Source organism: Serratia sp. AXJ-M (assembly GCF_046531865.1).
Lineage (GTDB): Bacteria > Pseudomonadota > Gammaproteobacteria > Enterobacterales > Enterobacteriaceae > Serratia > Serratia liquefaciens.
On record NZ_CP059394.1, the window covers coordinates 3685851 to 3702171 of the forward strand.

At 54.0% G+C, this 16321-nt stretch carries 19 protein-coding genes and 1 tRNA gene; 7 read left to right on the top strand and 13 right to left on the bottom strand.

What is annotated here, in order from left to right; all coding sequences use genetic code 11:
• Nucleotides 1-9 precede the first annotated feature (9 nt).
• From ccmI to ccmA, 9 genes are all read right to left on the bottom strand, one after another.
• On the bottom strand, nucleotides 10-1221 hold the full coding sequence (gene ccmI / locus H0S68_RS17235) for a c-type cytochrome biogenesis protein CcmI (protein WP_048762972.1): 1212 nt from the start codon (nucleotides 1219-1221) through the stop codon (nucleotides 10-12).
• Nucleotides 1221-1694, bottom strand: coding sequence for a cytochrome c-type biogenesis protein CcmH (locus tag H0S68_RS17240; RefSeq protein ID WP_273854358.1), 474 nt, complete (start codon nucleotides 1692-1694; stop codon nucleotides 1221-1223). The genes ccmI and H0S68_RS17240 overlap by 1 nt, the downstream gene beginning before the upstream one ends.
• Complete coding sequence (locus tag H0S68_RS17245) at nucleotides 1691-2242, bottom strand: DsbE family thiol:disulfide interchange protein (protein WP_020827921.1); 552 nt, start codon at nucleotides 2240-2242, stop codon at nucleotides 1691-1693. Before H0S68_RS17245 ends, H0S68_RS17240 begins: the two co-directional genes overlap by 4 nt.
• A complete protein-coding gene (locus H0S68_RS17250; RefSeq protein WP_020827922.1) occupies nucleotides 2239-4209 on the bottom strand; it encodes a heme lyase CcmF/NrfE family subunit in 1971 nt (656 codons plus the stop codon). The genes H0S68_RS17245 and H0S68_RS17250 overlap by 4 nt, the downstream gene beginning before the upstream one ends.
• Complete coding sequence (gene ccmE / locus H0S68_RS17255) at nucleotides 4206-4700, bottom strand: cytochrome c maturation protein CcmE (RefSeq protein WP_012146100.1); 495 nt, start codon at nucleotides 4698-4700, stop codon at nucleotides 4206-4208. Before ccmE ends, H0S68_RS17250 begins: the two co-directional genes overlap by 4 nt.
• Nucleotides 4697-4933, bottom strand: coding sequence for a heme exporter protein CcmD (gene ccmD, locus H0S68_RS17260; protein WP_020827923.1), 237 nt, complete (start codon nucleotides 4931-4933; stop codon nucleotides 4697-4699). Before ccmD ends, ccmE begins: the two co-directional genes overlap by 4 nt.
• Nucleotides 4930-5667, bottom strand: coding sequence for a heme ABC transporter permease (locus H0S68_RS17265; RefSeq protein ID WP_020827924.1), 738 nt, complete (start codon nucleotides 5665-5667; stop codon nucleotides 4930-4932). The genes ccmD and H0S68_RS17265 overlap by 4 nt, the downstream gene beginning before the upstream one ends.
• 118 nt (nucleotides 5668-5785) lie before the next feature.
• Nucleotides 5786-6445 (bottom strand): heme exporter protein CcmB, encoded by a 660-nt coding sequence (gene ccmB, locus H0S68_RS17270; protein ID WP_044552718.1) that lies wholly within the window; start codon nucleotides 6443-6445, stop codon nucleotides 5786-5788.
• Complete coding sequence (gene ccmA / locus H0S68_RS17275) at nucleotides 6445-7077, bottom strand: cytochrome c biogenesis heme-transporting ATPase CcmA (protein WP_020827926.1); 633 nt, start codon at nucleotides 7075-7077, stop codon at nucleotides 6445-6447. Before ccmA ends, ccmB begins: the two co-directional genes overlap by 1 nt.
• A 251-nt stretch (nucleotides 7078-7328) precedes the next feature.
• Between ccmA and H0S68_RS17280 the strand changes: the two genes are divergently transcribed.
• From H0S68_RS17280 to dsdC, 4 genes are all read left to right on the top strand, one after another.
• Nucleotides 7329-8258: a formate/nitrite transporter family protein gene (locus H0S68_RS17280; protein ID WP_130016446.1), complete on the top strand. Its 930-nt coding sequence runs from the start codon at nucleotides 7329-7331 to the stop codon at nucleotides 8256-8258.
• Nucleotides 8259-8387: 129 nt separating this feature from the next.
• Nucleotides 8388-8462, top strand: a tRNA-Arg gene (locus tag H0S68_RS17285).
• A gap of 201 nt (nucleotides 8463-8663) precedes the next feature.
• Complete coding sequence (locus H0S68_RS17290) at nucleotides 8664-9203, top strand: DUF2058 domain-containing protein (protein WP_020827932.1); 540 nt, start codon at nucleotides 8664-8666, stop codon at nucleotides 9201-9203.
• A gap of 247 nt (nucleotides 9204-9450) precedes the next feature.
• A complete protein-coding gene (gene dsdC, locus H0S68_RS17295; protein WP_020827933.1) occupies nucleotides 9451-10380 on the top strand; it encodes a DNA-binding transcriptional regulator DsdC in 930 nt (309 codons plus the stop codon).
• Between the two features lie 28 nt (nucleotides 10381-10408).
• Here dsdC and H0S68_RS17300 read toward each other — a convergent pair whose 3' ends face one another.
• The 3 genes from H0S68_RS17300 to H0S68_RS17310 form a co-directional block, all read right to left on the bottom strand.
• Entirely contained in the window at nucleotides 10409-10708 is a 300-nt protein-coding gene (locus tag H0S68_RS17300; protein ID WP_020827934.1) for a hypothetical protein, read from the bottom strand.
• 3 nt (nucleotides 10709-10711) lie between these two features.
• Nucleotides 10712-11635, bottom strand: coding sequence for a DMT family transporter (locus H0S68_RS17305; protein ID WP_261158573.1), 924 nt, complete (start codon nucleotides 11633-11635; stop codon nucleotides 10712-10714).
• A 94-nt stretch (nucleotides 11636-11729) separates the two neighbouring features.
• Nucleotides 11730-12020 carry a hypothetical protein gene (locus tag H0S68_RS17310; RefSeq protein WP_130016444.1) on the bottom strand — a complete coding sequence of 97 codons (291 nt, stop codon included), beginning with the start codon at nucleotides 12018-12020 and terminating at the stop codon, nucleotides 11730-11732.
• A gap of 419 nt (nucleotides 12021-12439) precedes the next feature.
• Here H0S68_RS17310 and H0S68_RS17315 point away from each other — a divergent pair, with 419 nt between their 5' ends.
• Complete coding sequence (locus H0S68_RS17315; protein WP_130016443.1) at nucleotides 12440-13591, top strand: porin; 1152 nt, start codon at nucleotides 12440-12442, stop codon at nucleotides 13589-13591.
• A gap of 203 nt (nucleotides 13592-13794) precedes the next feature.
• Here H0S68_RS17315 and mltB read toward each other — a convergent pair whose 3' ends face one another.
• Nucleotides 13795-14880 (bottom strand): lytic murein transglycosylase B, encoded by a 1086-nt coding sequence (gene mltB, locus H0S68_RS17320; protein WP_048762966.1) that lies wholly within the window; start codon nucleotides 14878-14880, stop codon nucleotides 13795-13797.
• A 292-nt stretch (nucleotides 14881-15172) separates the two neighbouring features.
• Here mltB and H0S68_RS17325 point away from each other — a divergent pair, with 292 nt between their 5' ends.
• Both H0S68_RS17325 and H0S68_RS17330 read left to right on the top strand, forming a co-directional pair.
• The gene (locus H0S68_RS17325) at nucleotides 15173-15613 is read left to right on the top strand and encodes a hypothetical protein (RefSeq protein WP_048762965.1); all 441 of its coding nucleotides are present in this window, start codon (nucleotides 15173-15175) and stop codon (nucleotides 15611-15613) included.
• 74 nt (nucleotides 15614-15687) lie between these two features.
• The gene (locus H0S68_RS17330) at nucleotides 15688-16128 is read left to right on the top strand and encodes a hypothetical protein (protein WP_130015424.1); all 441 of its coding nucleotides are present in this window, start codon (nucleotides 15688-15690) and stop codon (nucleotides 16126-16128) included.
• Nucleotides 16129-16321 lie beyond the last annotated feature (193 nt).

Sequence of the window (16321 nt, forward strand, 5' to 3'; positions counted from 1 at the left end):
TCTTTTTATTTAAGGGACCTGTTTGTTTATCTGAACGTCAATCTGCTCTTTACCGCTGAAATTCTGCAGCGCACTCTCGCCGAACCAATCACCCGCCTGTGGCGTGGCCAGACCATCCTGAGAAATTCGCACCCGCACCTTGACCTGATGCTGAGCCGAAAGCAGGCGTTCAGGCATCATGGCGTTGCTGTCATCCAGAGAAAATGACAGCGGGAAACGGCTTAAGGGCAGTTGTTTTACCGCAACCGGCACTGGATTGGTGCCATCGGTCACTGAAATTACCAGCGTCCCCTGCTGCGGCAAAGCGTTCGTCGCCTGTGGCGATAACGTCACGTTAATGCCAAGTTTAACAGTTTCTTCGCCCGCCTGTGTTTTTGCTTGTTCAATGCTGCGCTTTATCACTTCGGCGCGTTGATCATTGGCTGGCAACAGCTTCAGCATAACCTGCCAGGCGCCAATCGCCTGCTTGAAATCCCCCTGTTCGAAAGCGTTGAACGCCAGCAGGCTCAGCACGCGCATATTGGTGTGATCTTCGGCGATCATCTTGCGCAGCATCTGAGTGGCCTGCTTGTTATCCTCCGGATCGTTAGAGCGCGTCAAGACTTCCGCGTAGCCGAGGCGGACTTCCAGACTATTCGGATCAAGTTGATAAGCATGAGCAAATGCCTGAGTGGCGGTGGTGGCGTTATTCAGCGCCATCCCCACGCGACCCAGCATCATCCAGTCGTTGATATTGCGATCGTCCTGCTGCAGCGCGGTACGCAGCCCCAGCCCGAGGCGAGCAATCTCTTCCATGCTCAACGGTTGGGCGCGTTCATTAGCGACGCGCGCGCGCAGATCCGGCATTTGCGCCTCGACCTGTTGCCAGTCCAATACCTGCGCCAACCCACCGGTTTTCAGATAAAAGCCAAGGGTGACCACCACCAGCAAGGCAACCCCAGGCACCAATGCCCAGCGGTTAATGGGTTTCTCCTGCGTATCCTGCTGGCCGGGGATGTCATTGAGCAGGTTTTGCTGCAGCTCTTTCACCAGTTCAGGGCGCTCAGCAACCACGCCCTGCTGTTCGTCCTGCTCCAGCTCATGCAGACGATCCTGATAAAACGCCTTGTTCAGCGTATCGCGGCTCGCAGCGGTGCTTTTACCGCTGTGGCGCATCGCCGGTACCACCAGCAACGCCGCAGCGCCCACCAGCAGGACAATAATAATCAGCCAAAAAGCCATTAGGGTTTCTTCCTGTCAGTCTCTTTCAGCAGCGCCGCCAGACGCTGTTGCTCCTGCTCGGAGAATTCATCGTTAGCGTTAACGGCACCGGTACGACGGTGGCGAGTGCGCAGTATCACTACCGCACCGCCGATCAACACAAACAGCAACGGGCCTACCCACAGGATCAGCGTCGCCGGGGTCACCGGCGGTTCGTAGGTGACGAAATTACCGTAGCGCGCCACCATATAGTCGATAATCTGCTGCTTGTTCTGCCCCTGCATCATCAACTCGTACACCTTGGTACGCATATCGGCCGCTATGATGGCGTTAGAGTCGGCGATGCTGTTGTTCTGGCATTTCGGGCAGCGCAGCTGTTCGGTCAGCTCCCGGTATTGCTGTTCCTGCTCGACCGAATTGAACCGATAAGTGTCGATAGCCGCCGCGACGCTCCAACTCAGTAACGCGGCAAATATCAGGGTCAGCAGCCTCATGCCTCACCCCCATATTTTTTGTACAGCGGCAGCACTTCCTGCTGCCAAACGCGCTCGTTCATGTCTCCGGCGTGGCGGTAGCGGATAATGCCCTGCCCGTCGATCAGGAAGGTTTCCGGTGCGCCGTACACGCCCAAATCCAGCCCCAGCATGCCGTCGCCGTCGTACAGGCTGAGCGCGTACGGGTTGCCCAGAGAGTTCAGCCAGGTCACCGCTTTACCGCGATCGTCTTTATAGTTCAGCCCCACCACGCGAATGCCGCGCGCGGCCAGCGTATTGAGGTATTGATGTTCGGCGCGGCACGTTGGGCACCAGGTCGCCCAGACGTTCAGCAGCATGGGTTTGCCATTGCGCAGCACCGCCTGGTCATAAGTTTTGCCAGGCTGGTCGAGGGATTCCAGCTTGAAAGCCGGCACCGGCTTGCCGATCAACGCCGATTCCAGCATGGTCGGGTCTTCGCCACCGGCGTTGCGCGTCAGCTGCACCATAAACGCCGCCACCAGCAGCAGGAACAGGATTAATGGGATAAACAGCAACTTACGGTTCATGCCTGCTCCTCCAGCTTGCCTTCACGCTTGAGTTTTTTGCTCATCCGATAGCGCGGATCGAGTATGCACAGGATACCGCCCAGCGCCATAAACACCCCGCCGAACCAGATCCAGCGTACGAAAGGTTTGTAGTACAACCGCACTGCCCAAGAGCCGTCGTCCAGTTCTTCGCCCAGCGCGGCGTACAGATCTCGGCTGAAGCCGCCGTCAATCGCCGCTTCGGTCATCATGCTGCGCGCCACGCTGTAATAGCGTTTTTCCGCGTGCAACGTCGCTTCCGGCTTGCCGTTGCGCGTGACATCGATAATGCCGACGCCGCCGCTGTAGTTCGGCCCACGAATATCGTGCACGTCACGGAACACAAAGTGATAGTTATGGATATCCACGCTGTCGCCGGCTTTCATGCGGACATCACGTTCCACACTATAGTTTTGGCTGAAGGCAATGCCGATTACCGTTACCGCCACGCCAAGGTGGCCCAGCACCATCCCCCAGTGGCTGCGGGAAAGATGGCTCAGCCCACGCCAGAAACCGTGGCGATGCGTTGCACGTTCGTGCAGTTCCATCAGCGTCAGGATTATCACCCAAACGGCCATGATCAGCCCCACCACCGTCATGCCGGCGATGCTGTCTTGCAACAGCCACGGCAGCAGGATCGACAGCACCAGCGTAATCACCAGCGCCACGCTCAGGCGACGCCAAAGCTTGGTCGGCTCGTCGCGACGCCAGCGCACCAACGGGCCAATCCCCATCAGCAACGCCATCGGTGCCATCAGCCAGGTGAACATGGTATTGAAGAACGGTTCGCCGATAGAAATGCTGCCCAGGCCCAACTGCTTATGCACCAGCGGCAGCAGCGTCCCCAACAGCACCACCAGCATGGCGGCGATCAGCAGTACGTTATTGCCCAGCAAGAAGGTTTCACGCGAGAAGGTTTCGTGCTGCACCCGGCTGCGTACTTGCCCGCCCTTGACCGCATACAGCAGCAGAGAACCGCCTATCACGATCACCAGATAAGCGAGGATAAACATGCCGCGCGCCGGGTCGGAAGCAAAGGAGTGCACCGAAACCAGCACCCCGGAGCGCACCAGGAAGGTGCCCAGCAGGCACAATGAGAAGGCGGTAATCGCCAGCAATACCGTCCAGGCTTTGAAAGTGCCGCGTTTCTCGGTCACCGCCAACGAGTGCATCAGCGCGGTACCGGCCAGCCACGGCATAAATGAAGCGTTCTCGACCGGATCCCAGAACCACCAGCCGCCCCAGCCCAGTTCATAATAGGCCCAGGCGGAGCCCAGCACGATGCCCATGGTGAGGAACACCCAGGCGGCCGTGGTCCAAGGCCGCGACCAGCGCGCCCAGGCCGTATCCAGGCGACCGGCCATCAGTGAAGCGATGGCGAAAGCAAACGCCACCGAGAAACCGACATACCCCATGTACAGCAGCGGCGGATGGAAAATCAGGCCGATATCCTGCAGCAGCGGGTTAAGGTCGCTACCGTCGATCGGGAAGTTCGGCAGCGTACGGGTGAAGGGGTTGGAGGTCATGATGATAAACAGCAGGAAACCTGCCGTGATCATGCCCATCACCGACAATACGCGCGCCACGGCATCTTGCGGCATCGAACGGCTGCACAGCGCCACCGCCAGCGACCAGCAGCTCAGCAACAGCACCCACAGCAGCAGCGATCCCTCGTGGGCGCCCCAGGTGGCAGCGATGCGGTAATACACCGGCAGTTGAGTATTGGAGTTGGCGGCCACATAGGCCACGGTAAAGTCATTAACGACAAAGGCGTGCACCAGGCAGATGAACGCCAGGGCGATAGCCGCAAACATGCCGTAGGTCAGTGGGCGCGCCACCGCCATCATGCGACGGTCCTGACGCGCCGCGCCCCACTGCGGGTAAATACTCAGCAGCAGCGAAATCGCCAGCGCCAGGCATAGCAGAAAACTTCCCGTTTCCGGCATCATGATTTAGCGCCCTCGTTCTGCGGGGTGGCGTAGGCCGAAGCTGGCCCCTTATGGTTTTCTTTCATCGCGTCGGCCACTTCCGGCGGCGTGTATTTTTCATCGTGTTTCGCCAGCACTTCACGCGCATTCACCACGTTGCCTTCGCCCAGCACGCCCTGTGCCACCACGCCCTGCCCCTCACGGAACAGATCCGGCAGAATGCCGGTGTAAGTGACGTCGATTGCACCGCGTGCATCATAAACTTTGAAACTGACCTGCAGCGTTTTCTGATCGCGCTTTACCGAACCCGGCATCACCATGCCACCGATGCGCAGGCGCTGGCCCACCTCCGGCTTCTCATGATTTTCGCCCTTGCCCTGCAGAATTTCGCTTGGGGTATAAAACAGATCGATGTTGGAGCGCAGCGCATACAGCATCAGAGTCGCGGTCAGCGCAACGCCGATCAGCACTACGATCGCCAAATACAGGCGACTTTTACGACGAGGATTCACAATGATTTCTCCCGCGGGTTAGCGGTTTTTTGTTTCGACTGCTGCGAATGACGAATACGTCGTTCGCGTGCCTGACGGCGTCCAATCTCATCCAGCAATTGCCGGCGCTGCCAGAAAGTGTGGGCCACCAGCCCCAGCAACGAGAGCAGGGTTACGGCTACCGCCAACCAAACGTAGAAGGCATAGCCGCCCATGGCGAAAAACGCCTGCCAGGAAGTAAAGGCTGCATTCATGGTTGACGCTCCTTGTTAACCAGCCCTGCCACCCAAGGGCGCTGGCGTTCCTGAGACAAAATCAGATTGCGCAAGCGCAGCAAGGTGAGAGTGATGAAAAACAGCAGGTAACCGAGGATTGCCCAGCGCAGCGGGGTGCGCATGCTTGGCGCGATGCTCTGTTGCATATTGGTGGAACCCTGATGCAGCGTGTTCCACCATTCGACCGAGAAGTGAATGATCGGGATGTTCACCACCCCGACCAGCACCAGAATGCCGGCGGCGCGGCCCGCCAGGCGGCGGTCCTCAAAGGCGTTGTACAGCGCAATAATGCCAATATAAAGAAACAGCAACACCAGTTCAGACGTCAGGCGGGCGTCCCACACCCACCAGGTGCCCCACATCGGCTTGCCCCAGGCGGAGCCGGTGACCAGCGCAATAAAGGTAAACACCGCGCCGACCGGTGCCATCGCCGCCACCACGGTATCGGACATTTTCATCTGCCACACCAAGCCGATAAACGCCGCTACCGCCATTGAGCCATAGATCCCCATCGACCACATCGCCGCCGGCACATGGATATACATGATGCGGAAGCTATCGCCCTGCTGGTAATCCTTGGGTGCGAAACCGAATCCCCAGACCCAGCCCAGCAACAGGCAAGCCGCTCCGGCCAGTCCCAGCCAGGGGATAAAGCGGCCACAGACGTGATACAGCCGTTCAGGCTGGGCAAACTGATGTAACCATTTCCACATTGTCGTCATTGCTCACGGTAAATTTATACGGTGGCCGCCCCGTTTACCGGGGCGACGAAAATTGCTTGTGCGGTGGAACACGCTCTTGATGGCGTTAACCCGCGTTTCAATAAGTTAGCTAGTGTACGCTCACTCGCAGCGCCGCTGCAGTGGCGAAAGGCGCCAGCGTTATGCTTCCCGCCAGCATCGCGCCCAGTATCGCCAGGTAACCGTCTATCGGCATGCCCATAGAGGCGGCGTCGATAGCGGCGGTAGAAAATATCAGCACCGGGATATACAGCGGCAGCACCAGCAGGCTCAGCAGCACGCCCCCCTTGCGCAACCCGACGGTCAGCGCCACGCCGATAGCGCCAATCAGGCTCAGCGTCGGCGTACCCAGCAACAGCGTAAACGCCACCGCCAGCCAGGTGTGAGTGTCCAACGACAGCAGCAGCGCCACCAGCGGCGACAGGATCAACAGGGGTAAGCCCGTTACTACCCAGTGAGCACACACTTTGCCTAACACCGTCATCGGCAGCGGCGTTGGCAATAACAACAGTTGTTCCAGCGAGCCGTCGAGGAAATCATCGCGAAACAAACGCTCCAGCGACAGCAGGGCCGCCAGCAGCGCCGCGACCCAGATAATCCCCGGCGATATACGCGCCAGCAGTTGCGGTTCTGGCCCAATCCCTAACGGAAACAGCGTGATAACGATCAGGAAAAACCACAACGGATTAACGATTTCCGACCCTTTGCGAAAGGCAATCTTCAGCTCACGGCGCAATACAGTCAAAAACATTAAAGAGTCTCCACGCGGTTTTCCGTCAGGCTTATTTTCCCTACCGCCTGCGTTGCGCCGGCCAAATCCTGATGCGTGGTCAACAATACCATGCCGCCCTGCTGAGCATGTTGCTCAAAAAGGCTTATTAATTCAGCCACACCCTGCTTGTCTATCGCCGTCAGCGGCTCATCCAGGATCCACAGCGGACTACTGCTGAGCCACAACCGCGCCAACGCCACACGCCGCTGTTGACCGGCGGAAAGCTGCGCCACCGGTAAATCCTCATAACCCACCAGACCGACCTGCTCCAGCGCCTGCCAAATGGCCTGACGATCGGGCGCACCGCGCACCGCCTGGTAAAACTGCAGGTTCTCAAAGGGCGTCAACATGGTTTTAATCCCCGGCTGATGGCCGAGGAATAACAAATCCTGATAATAACGTTCGCGATGACGCAACGTATTTTGCCCGTGCCAGCAGACTTCTCCGCTTTCCGGTCTTGCCAGGCCCGCCAGAATGCGCAGCAGGCTGGTTTTTCCCGCGCCGTTCGGCCCTTCTACCTGAATAATGTCGCCCGGTTTTACCGTAAAGCTTAACGCGCTAAACAGGGTGCGTTCATCACGGACGCAACTCAGATTTTTAGCTTCCAGCATCGGGAGAACTCATATTTTTCTTTGGGATAGCGATCATAGCATAAGCCATCTGTGGCTCGTAGCCCGCAGCCGGTCACTCAACTACTCCAATAGGGGTAATATTGCGCCCCAGATCAAAAATGCGTAGAAAAACCCGGCAACGTTAAACTCTTGTTACTTTTTTCTGCAATTTGCCACATCGCTTTCACAGCGTCCCTGAGCCAACTACGCTTAATCATGACCCTGACAGTCTTTGATGGAGATAACGGATAATGACCAATCAGCAGCAGCGCCCGGATGCAGAGCAGGAAAATAGCCTGCAGGTAGAAAGCAAAGAGCATGAACAGGGCAAGAGCGAAATTGAGGTAAAGGAAGAGAACCTGCCCTCGCGCGCAGCGGCGGTGCATGAGCTGATCCGCATGGAAGGCGAAAAAGAGCTGGAGCGCGACTGGCTGGCGCTACTGTGGTCAGCGGTGGCCGCCGGGCTGTCGATGGGGGCTTCCCTGATGGCGAAAGGCATCTTCCACGCCCGCCTGCCGGACGATCCCAGCCGCTTCTTTATCGAAAATATCGGCTACACCTTTGGCTTTATCATCGTGATCATGGCCCGCCAACAGCTGTTTACCGAAAATACCGTCACCGCCGTACTGCCGATAATGCAAAAACCGACGCCGAGAAACCTCCTGCTCCTGTTTCGCCTGTGGGGCGTGGTGCTGCTGGGGAACCTGGTGGGGACCGGGCTGGCATCACTGGCGTTTATCCACATGCCGATTTTCGACGAGAACACCCGCAGCGCCTTTGTTAGCCTGTCGGAAGAGGTGATGAAAAACTCGCCGTCCGAAATGTTTGCCAACGGCATTCTGGCGGGTTGGATCATCGCCACCATGGTGTGGATGTTCCCTTCCGCCGGGGCCGCCAAGATTTGGGTGATTGTATTGATGACCTACCTGGTGGCGATCTGCGATCTGACCCACATCGTGGTGGGATCGGTAGAGATCCTTTATCTGGTGTTTAGCGGCGTCATTCCCTGGCATGATTTTATCTACCCGTTCGCTATTCCAACGCTGGCCGGCAACATTATTGGCGGCACCTTTATCTTTGCGTTGATCAGCCATGCGCAGATCCGCAACGACATGAGCGAAAAAAACAAGGCAGATCGGCTGGCGGCGGAAAAACAAACCGGCAAGGCGAGAAAACCGTGATCGCGATCAGCGCAGCGCGCGAAAATCACCGCATATTGGCGAGGGAATGAGCAAACGCACCGCTAAGCGCTTATTCTGCGGGTAAAAAAAGGTATACTGCCCCGGCAGCCTAGGTTGCCGGCCCGCAGCGTCCCCGTAGTTAAACGGATATAACAAGCCCCTCCTAAGGGCTAGTTACTGGTTCGATTCCAGTCGGGGACACCATAAATTTATATACTCGCCTCTACCGCACCCACTAACCCACGACGTACGCCCCCTCCAATCCTGTGTGATTTATCGAACTTCAAATTTGGTCAATGAACCCCGTTTTATCAGAATGATGCATCCTCTCGCCCACAATCTGGCACAACGTCGAATATTAAAGGTATAATCTCAGATACTATTTGATCGATTTTAGAAACGAACATGACAAAGCTGACATTACAAGAGCAGATGCTCAAAGCGGGATTAGTAAGCAGTAAAAAGCTGGAGAAAGTACAAAGAACCACGAAAAAATCGCGCGTTCAGGCTCGCGAGGCAAGAGAAGCCGTTGAAATCAACAAAAAGGCGCAAATAGAGCGCGATAAACAGCTGAGTGAACAGCAAAAGCAGGCCGCTTTATCTAAAGAATATAAAGCCCAGGTAAAGCAGCTGATTGAAATGAACAGGATCGTCATTTCAAATGGTGACATTAGTTATAACTTCACAGACAACAATTTAATTAAAAATGTACGTGTAGATAAACTGACTCAATCTCAGTTAATTAATGGGCGTCTCGCCATTGCACGGCTGGTTAGTGATAATAACCCTGAGGGTGAATATGCCATTATCCCTGCGGTCGTGGCCAATAAAATTGCACAGCGCGATGCAAGCTATATTGTACTGAGCGCTGAACTCAGCCAGGAAGCCAAAGACGAAGAAGATCCTTACGCCGATTTTGTCGTCCCTGATGATTTGATGTGGTAATCAGAACTTTAGGGCAACGGACTCTCCCTCTTGCCCTAACATCAAAAATCCGTATTCCTGCCGCACCACGAAAAGATCACTTACTGCAAATCAATGATTAGTGTCCGCAGGCTAAAAAATATTTTCATCACGCTTAAAACTGACAAATTAAACGGTCACACCTACAGCATTAAAAAACTTAAAATCGTATTTTAGTTCCCTTCGTTAAAATGTTAATATTGGCAAATGATCCGGATGGAGTAATAGCATGTTTCCCAACAAAAAATATTCACGACGAGCAAACCCGCTGACCAGCTATCAATTTTCTCGTCTGCATACTTTTGAATGCGTCGCCCGTCATTTATCTTTTTCACTGGCGGCAGAAGAACTGTCTATTACTCCCAGCGCCGTAAGCCACAGAATTAACCTGCTGGAAAAAGAGCTGGGGTTTCTTTTATTTCAACGATTCCACCGCAGAATTACGTTAACGCCGGATGGCGAGAGAATGCAATGGGCGTTAAATCATTCCTTCGATGCCCTGACACAGGAAATCCTGGATATCAAAAACCGCGAGCTGACGGGCAGCCTGACCATTTATTCTCACCCGTCTCTGGTCCAGTGTTTGCTGATACCCCGCATCGGCGATTTTATTGCTCTGCATCCGACCATTCATTTAAACATTCTCACCGGGCAGGAAAATATCAATTTGGCCAATCGGGGCGTGGATTTAGCCATGTATTTTGGCCGTCCACCATCGGATAAACAGCTGGACGAAATCTTTATGCGGGAGTCCATGGTTCCAATCTGCACGGAGAAATACGCCAAAACGCATAACCTTTATAATGCGCCTGGGAACCTGGCAGACTGCACTCTATTGCATGACAGATACAACTCCGGTGAAGACGAGTGGCAGATCTGGTCACAGCATTTTGATTTGGGCCTGGATACCGACGCCAAAAGCATGGAGTTCGACCGTTCGGACCTGGCGGTGTTGGCGGCAACTCAGCATCTTGGCGTGGCGATGGGGCGACTCAATCTGGTGCAGGACTGGATCAAAAGCGGCGAACTGATTATCCCGTTTACCGACATGATCTTGCCCTGCGAACACAGCTATTTTATGTCGACGCTCTCTGGGCGTCAGTGGCCTAAGATTATCGCATTCAAAGAATGGATGATGAAAATAACCCCTCTGGTCTGAGGGGCTAAAGGCGAAAAGATCGAAATGATCACCATTTTTTCGGAGTATACGAAAACTCAAGCGCACAGCTGTACAATCGTCCGGCCTTTGAATAATAAATATGCTTGCGGCTGTTATCCCACACCACAGCATAGTTATTAGCAAAGTTTATTATTTCAACCGGAGTTTGGTTTGATAATTTCCCCCGTTTCGTATTTTTCACCACAAAGAAATCACCATTATCGCTTAAGGTGATCAAAGGATAACCCCAGGCATATTTTGACACTTGTACAGTAATAATGAATTGGCTTTCACAGTTTATCTGATAGGTATGAATATCAACGTCCATAGTTTATATTTTTGGTGCAATCCTTCTGGTAAAATAAAACAAATATGAGCAGCTCACGACAATAAGCCCCAAAACGATCAGCACTGAACCCAAGACGAACTCGATCTGCAGCGGTTCTCCCAAGATCACCACGCCAGCCAGAATGCCAAAAATAGGCGTCATAAACGTCAGGATACCCAGCGAAGAAGCCTGGTAATGACGCAGCAGGGAGAACCAAATTAAATAACTGATAAATGAGACGATAACCGTTTGAAATACCAAACTGCTCCAGGCCACGGAACTCAGCGTGAAATGTACGTCCTGCATCGTCATCGCCAACAGGGATAGCACAATGCAGGCGCCCGTCAGTTGGAACAGCAGCGTCTGTTTTGACGAGCAATTCGCCAAACCGGTTGTTCGAATAAGGATTGTAGAGCCGCCCCAGGATAACCCCGCTAATAAGCCATAAATATCCCCACGCAGCTGATTCACGCCCCCAGAGCTCTCACCCATAGCGGAAATCGCAAGCACCACACCGCCGAAAGCGATGGCAATACCGGCCCACTGTACAGCCGACAAACGCTCGTGCCTGATGAAAAAATGCAGCCCGATGGCAGAGAAAAGGGGGGCCGTGTACAGAAAGACCGCCATGTGCGAGGCGCTGGTATAGCGCAAACCTTCAGAAACGAAAAAGAACTCCAGCGCGAACGACAGCCCAACGCCGAAACCGGCTAACAGCGTGCGGGGATCTAATAAAAACTTTTCGCCTTTAAAACGCGCCAAGAGATAGACCGCCAAAGCGGCAATCCCTGATCTGATGGCAATTTGCAGCACGGCGGAAATATCCGGCTCGGCTGCCTTGATCGCCACCTGCTGCAGCCCCCATATGGCGCATATCATCACCATGGCGGCGCCAGCTTTGCCGTCTATATTATTTCTGGCACTCATCTAGCCTCCCGCAAACCGCTGAGTTATAAATGCACGCCTCCCTCACCACGAATAATCAGGTGATATACAATAAAATCGAGGGAAGCCGAAAAAATTATTCTTTAAAGACCAATATTTCCTGGTACATTTTAATCACTTCACTGTCGCTGTCAGTATCCCCGGTATATTCAGTTTGTTGTGCCACATGAATGACCTTCCAACCTCGTTTAGCGAGATCCGGAATAGTCATGCGCCCAATGTCGCGACAGTTAAACAAGGTATCATCACTCAGCCGCATCTCCCCGACACTGGCATAATCATAAGATTTTGACTGACAAACATGCGATTCAGCCGCCATTAACGGTATTGAAAAAAGCCCGATTAACAGTATGAAACATCCTTTCATAATAACCTCCACAACCCTTATCAATTTCATCTGACTTGTAAATAACCCGTGTTAAATAACAAGGCGTAAAATCCATTTAAATATATTTCGTTACGATGAAATTACACGGTATATGCCATTCTCTGACAAGTGATAAATATAGAGCTTTGTGTTAGATGAATTCATCCGAAGATTGACCTCCCCCACGCCCTCCAGCTGAGCATTTTTCGGTCACCTTGCCTCTCCCCAGCATCGAGCCGGTTAAAAACAAACCAAATAATTAGCAAGAAAAGTAACTCATTGTGACGCACATTGTGTTACATATGCGTTCCGCTTTACTCACGCCAAAAAACAATGAAAACGCTCAGAAAACAGCCTGGGCAACTCACTGATGCCAGAGGGTTTCGGAGAGGTTGGCAATCTATACACAGGGATAAAAAATGACATACAAATTGCGCACATTAACTCAGGCTATTGCTCTGGGACTGGTCGTTGGCAGTGCTTCTTTCGGTGCCCAGGCTGAGATCACATTGTTGAAGCAAGACCCGCAGGCCGGCGATCCGTTGAGCCGTCTTAACTTTACCGTTGGCGGCAGCATCCGCCCGCAGTTCAACAATATGACCGGCGATGGCGATAAGGGCTCTTACAAACGTAACGGTTTCGACGGCGGTACCCGTTTCCGCTTTGCCGCCGATTACTACCTGTTCGACGATATTAGCTGGATCAGCTATTACGAGCTGGGTGTCAATATTCCTGCGCTGTTCAACTGGGATAACCACTACGCCGACGGCGCCAATGACACCAGCCGCCGTATGCTCTACACCGGCCTGAAAAGCAAAACCTGGGGGCAACTGACCTTCGGCCAGCAAAACAGCATTTACTATGACGTGGTCGGTGCCAAAACCGATATCTGGGACTATGACATGTTGGCTCAGGCGCCAGGCAACGGCATCAACGGCGACTACGACGGTTCCTACCGTTCACGCAAGATGCTGAAGTACAAAAACAGCTTCGGCGATGCGGATGTTTATGCCTCTTACCTGTTCAGCGATGGCGAATACCTGCCGGGCAACGGTCTGCGCTATAAACGCCAGGGCGGCGGCTCACTGGGCGTGGACTACCATCTGACACCGGATCTGACCTGGGGTACCGCGTGGAACTATACCCGCGCCGAGATGCGCAATCCTTCCACCAGCGGCTCGAAAAATTACGATCAGAATATTGTCGGTACGGCGATCAGCTGGAAGCCGGACAACTGGACCCTGACCTTCGGCGGCGGTTGGTACAACAACTTCCTGACCACCAAAAAAGCCAACGTTAACGACTACTTCGCCGGCGATGCCTGGGGGATTGAATATCTGGCGGGGTATACTGTGCCAGTAGGCCAATATGCGGTGAAATCCGTGATGCCGTACTTTATGGGTGACCGTCTTGAGTACGTAACCGGCCGCAACTATCAGCGTATCGATAACGGTCTTGGCGTGACGGTACAGTTTGATTACGGTTTCCGTGTGGACGTGGAACACGTACTGACGTCCAGCACCGATAACCTCGGCGACATGACTCTGGTGCGTTTGCGCTACGATTTCTGATTGTCACCGATGTAAAAAAGGCCGCTTATGCGGCCTCTGACTGCTGACAAAATCCTCTGCACTTAAACGTTATGTTTTGTGCGCTCCTAGAAACAAAGGATTCGGTCTTCAGGGTTTCCCCAAACACCCGAAAACCACGCTTTTCGGGTGTTTGTCATCTAACTAAGGCCGCTTATGCGGCCTTTTTCATTGCTGATCCGGCATCAGAATCCGCCGCGTGCCGACCGGCCCACCGCTTCACCCAACTGCCAAACCGCCATCGCATAATGGGTGCTGTGGTTGTAGCGAGTGATGGTGTAGAAGTTTGGCAGGCCGTACCAATACTGATAACCGGTGCCAACATCCAGACGCAGCAGGCTGGCTTCCTGATTGTCGCCCAGCGATCCCTGTGGGCTCAACCCGGCCTCCGCCAGACTGGCGACGGTATAGCGGGTTTTAAACCCATTTTCCAACCCTGGCGCCTGGCCATTTGCCTGTACTGCCACGGGTTCGCCCTTGGCCCAACCGTGTGCTTTAAAGTAGTTGGCAACGCTGCCGATGGCATCCACCGGATCCCACAGGTTGATGTGACCGTCACCGTTGAAGTCAACCGCATAGCTCTTGAAAGAAGACGGCATAAACTGACCGTAACCCATTGCCCCGGCGAATGAACCTCGCAGCTCCAGCGGGTCATCCCCTTCGGTGCGCGACATCAGCAAGAAGGTTTCCAGCTCGCCGGCAAAGTAGTCGGCGCGGCGCGGATAGTCGAAGGCCAGCGTCGCCAGCGCATCGATAATGCGGGTTTTACCCATCACGCGGCCCCAACGGGTTTCAACGCCGATAATGCCGACAATGATCTCCGGCGGCACGCCGTAAACCTGATAGGCACGCTGCAACGCGTCCTGGTACTGATTCCAGAACTGCACGCCGTTTTGCACGTTGTCCGGGGTGATGAATTTATTACGATAACGCAACCAGGAGCCGTTTGGCCCGGTCGGTCCCTGGGTGCTTGGCGTCGGCGCCTGACGATCCATCAGCCGCAGCACGGAATCCAGCCGACGGGCCTGCGCCAATACGTCATGCAGTTGCTGGCGATCGAAACCATGCTCCCGCACCATTTTATCGATAAAGCGGGCGGTGTTCGGGTTATTGGCGAAATCGCCGCCCAACGGCTGACCGGAATGCGCCGGCGTCAACAGGAATCCTCCTTTTACGGCGTTGTCCTGAGGCACGGCCGGGGTCGACTTCGGCCCGCTGCTACAGGCAGTGAGTAAGGTAAGCAGAGGGAGAAGAACAACTAAATGACGCATCGGATATCCATATAAGCCAGGCCAGTGATAAGTGTGAGTTATGTTAATCCATTGTCGGGTGCGAACAAACTGGATTATGTCGCTCATCACAGAGCAACAAGTCGAAGTATTTTCGAAATGTGATGCAAAGCACAGAAACAAAGCACCACTTAGGGTAAGTCCGCGATACAGACAAAAACCTAAACCTTGATTAAATGAGATAAACTCTCATTTTGACTCGACGCAAAGCCCCCTACGCTGCTTTTTTAGCGGCTCTTCCCGTCGGCAATGACTGATACAACGGAGTGTAATTTTGGATTCTCTCGGACAGATCGCTAAAAACACCTTTAAAAAATGTATTACTCGCCGCACCTACCTTTTCTCCATGCTTATTTTCGCCGCTGGCCTGATCTTGTTGTCCTATCTGTCGCCCTATCTGGATGAAAATCGGTTTCGTGTCTACGCACACAGCGACATCGGCGAGTTTTTTGCGGTGTTCGTCTACCTGCTGTGCATAATGCTGTGGTCGCTGGGCTGGATAGGGTTAACCCTGTGGTTTGTCGCCCGAACCGCCTTTCGGTTCAACGACATCGGCACGCTCGGTTGGCCGCTTGCCCTGATACTGTATGGACTTAGCGTGGTGAATAACTACCATCCCGGCCCTGTCGAACGCTGGCTGATCCTGATAAGCCTGTTAGGGCTGCTGTGCGCACTGCTGCTGCCCTCAGGGTTCCTGGCACGTAAGGCCGGTTAGGCGCGTCGCCGCTGGCTATCTGCGGGGCAAGCGGTCACAATGCCACATCTCTCCCGGCCCAAACAGGAAATGCCATGTCTTGCCACTACCCCGCCCATTACGCCTTCGATAACGAAAGCGACGCCTGGCAGATTCACTTTCGCGATTTTCCTGAACAGCAGGCCGCCTGCTATAAACGTGAAGATATCGAGCTGGAAGCGCAGGAAAGCCTGCTGCTTGCCATCGCCATGGAAATGGAAGAAGGCCGTACGGTGCCTGCCCCTTCCCCTGCTCTGCCGGATGAATTGGCTATCCACCTGCCGGTGTTGGTGAAGCTAAAACTTGAACTGCATAACATTATGCTGGCCAGTGCCACCTCCAAAGCCGATCTGGCGCGCAAACTGGGCTTTAACGCCGGCCAGATGGATCGCCTGCTGGATGTGGCCTATGCCTCAAAGGTGGAAGCGCTGGAACAGGCGCTTTACCTGTTGGGCTATGAAGTCCAGACCTCGGTAGCAGAAGTTTGTCGGGGTTAAGAAAAATATTTTTGTCGGGGGCTAAATATTCTTCACTTTTCGCCGATGTGTTCGTTACCGAATCACCAAAAGCAAAAAGTGAAGGCTAAAAATGGAGTGGAGTCGCCGCAATATCTGGACCGTTATTCTGCTGTCGTGCCTTGTCTTCTGGGTCATCCTGCTGACCGGCGCCAACGCCGTCGCCTGATCCCTT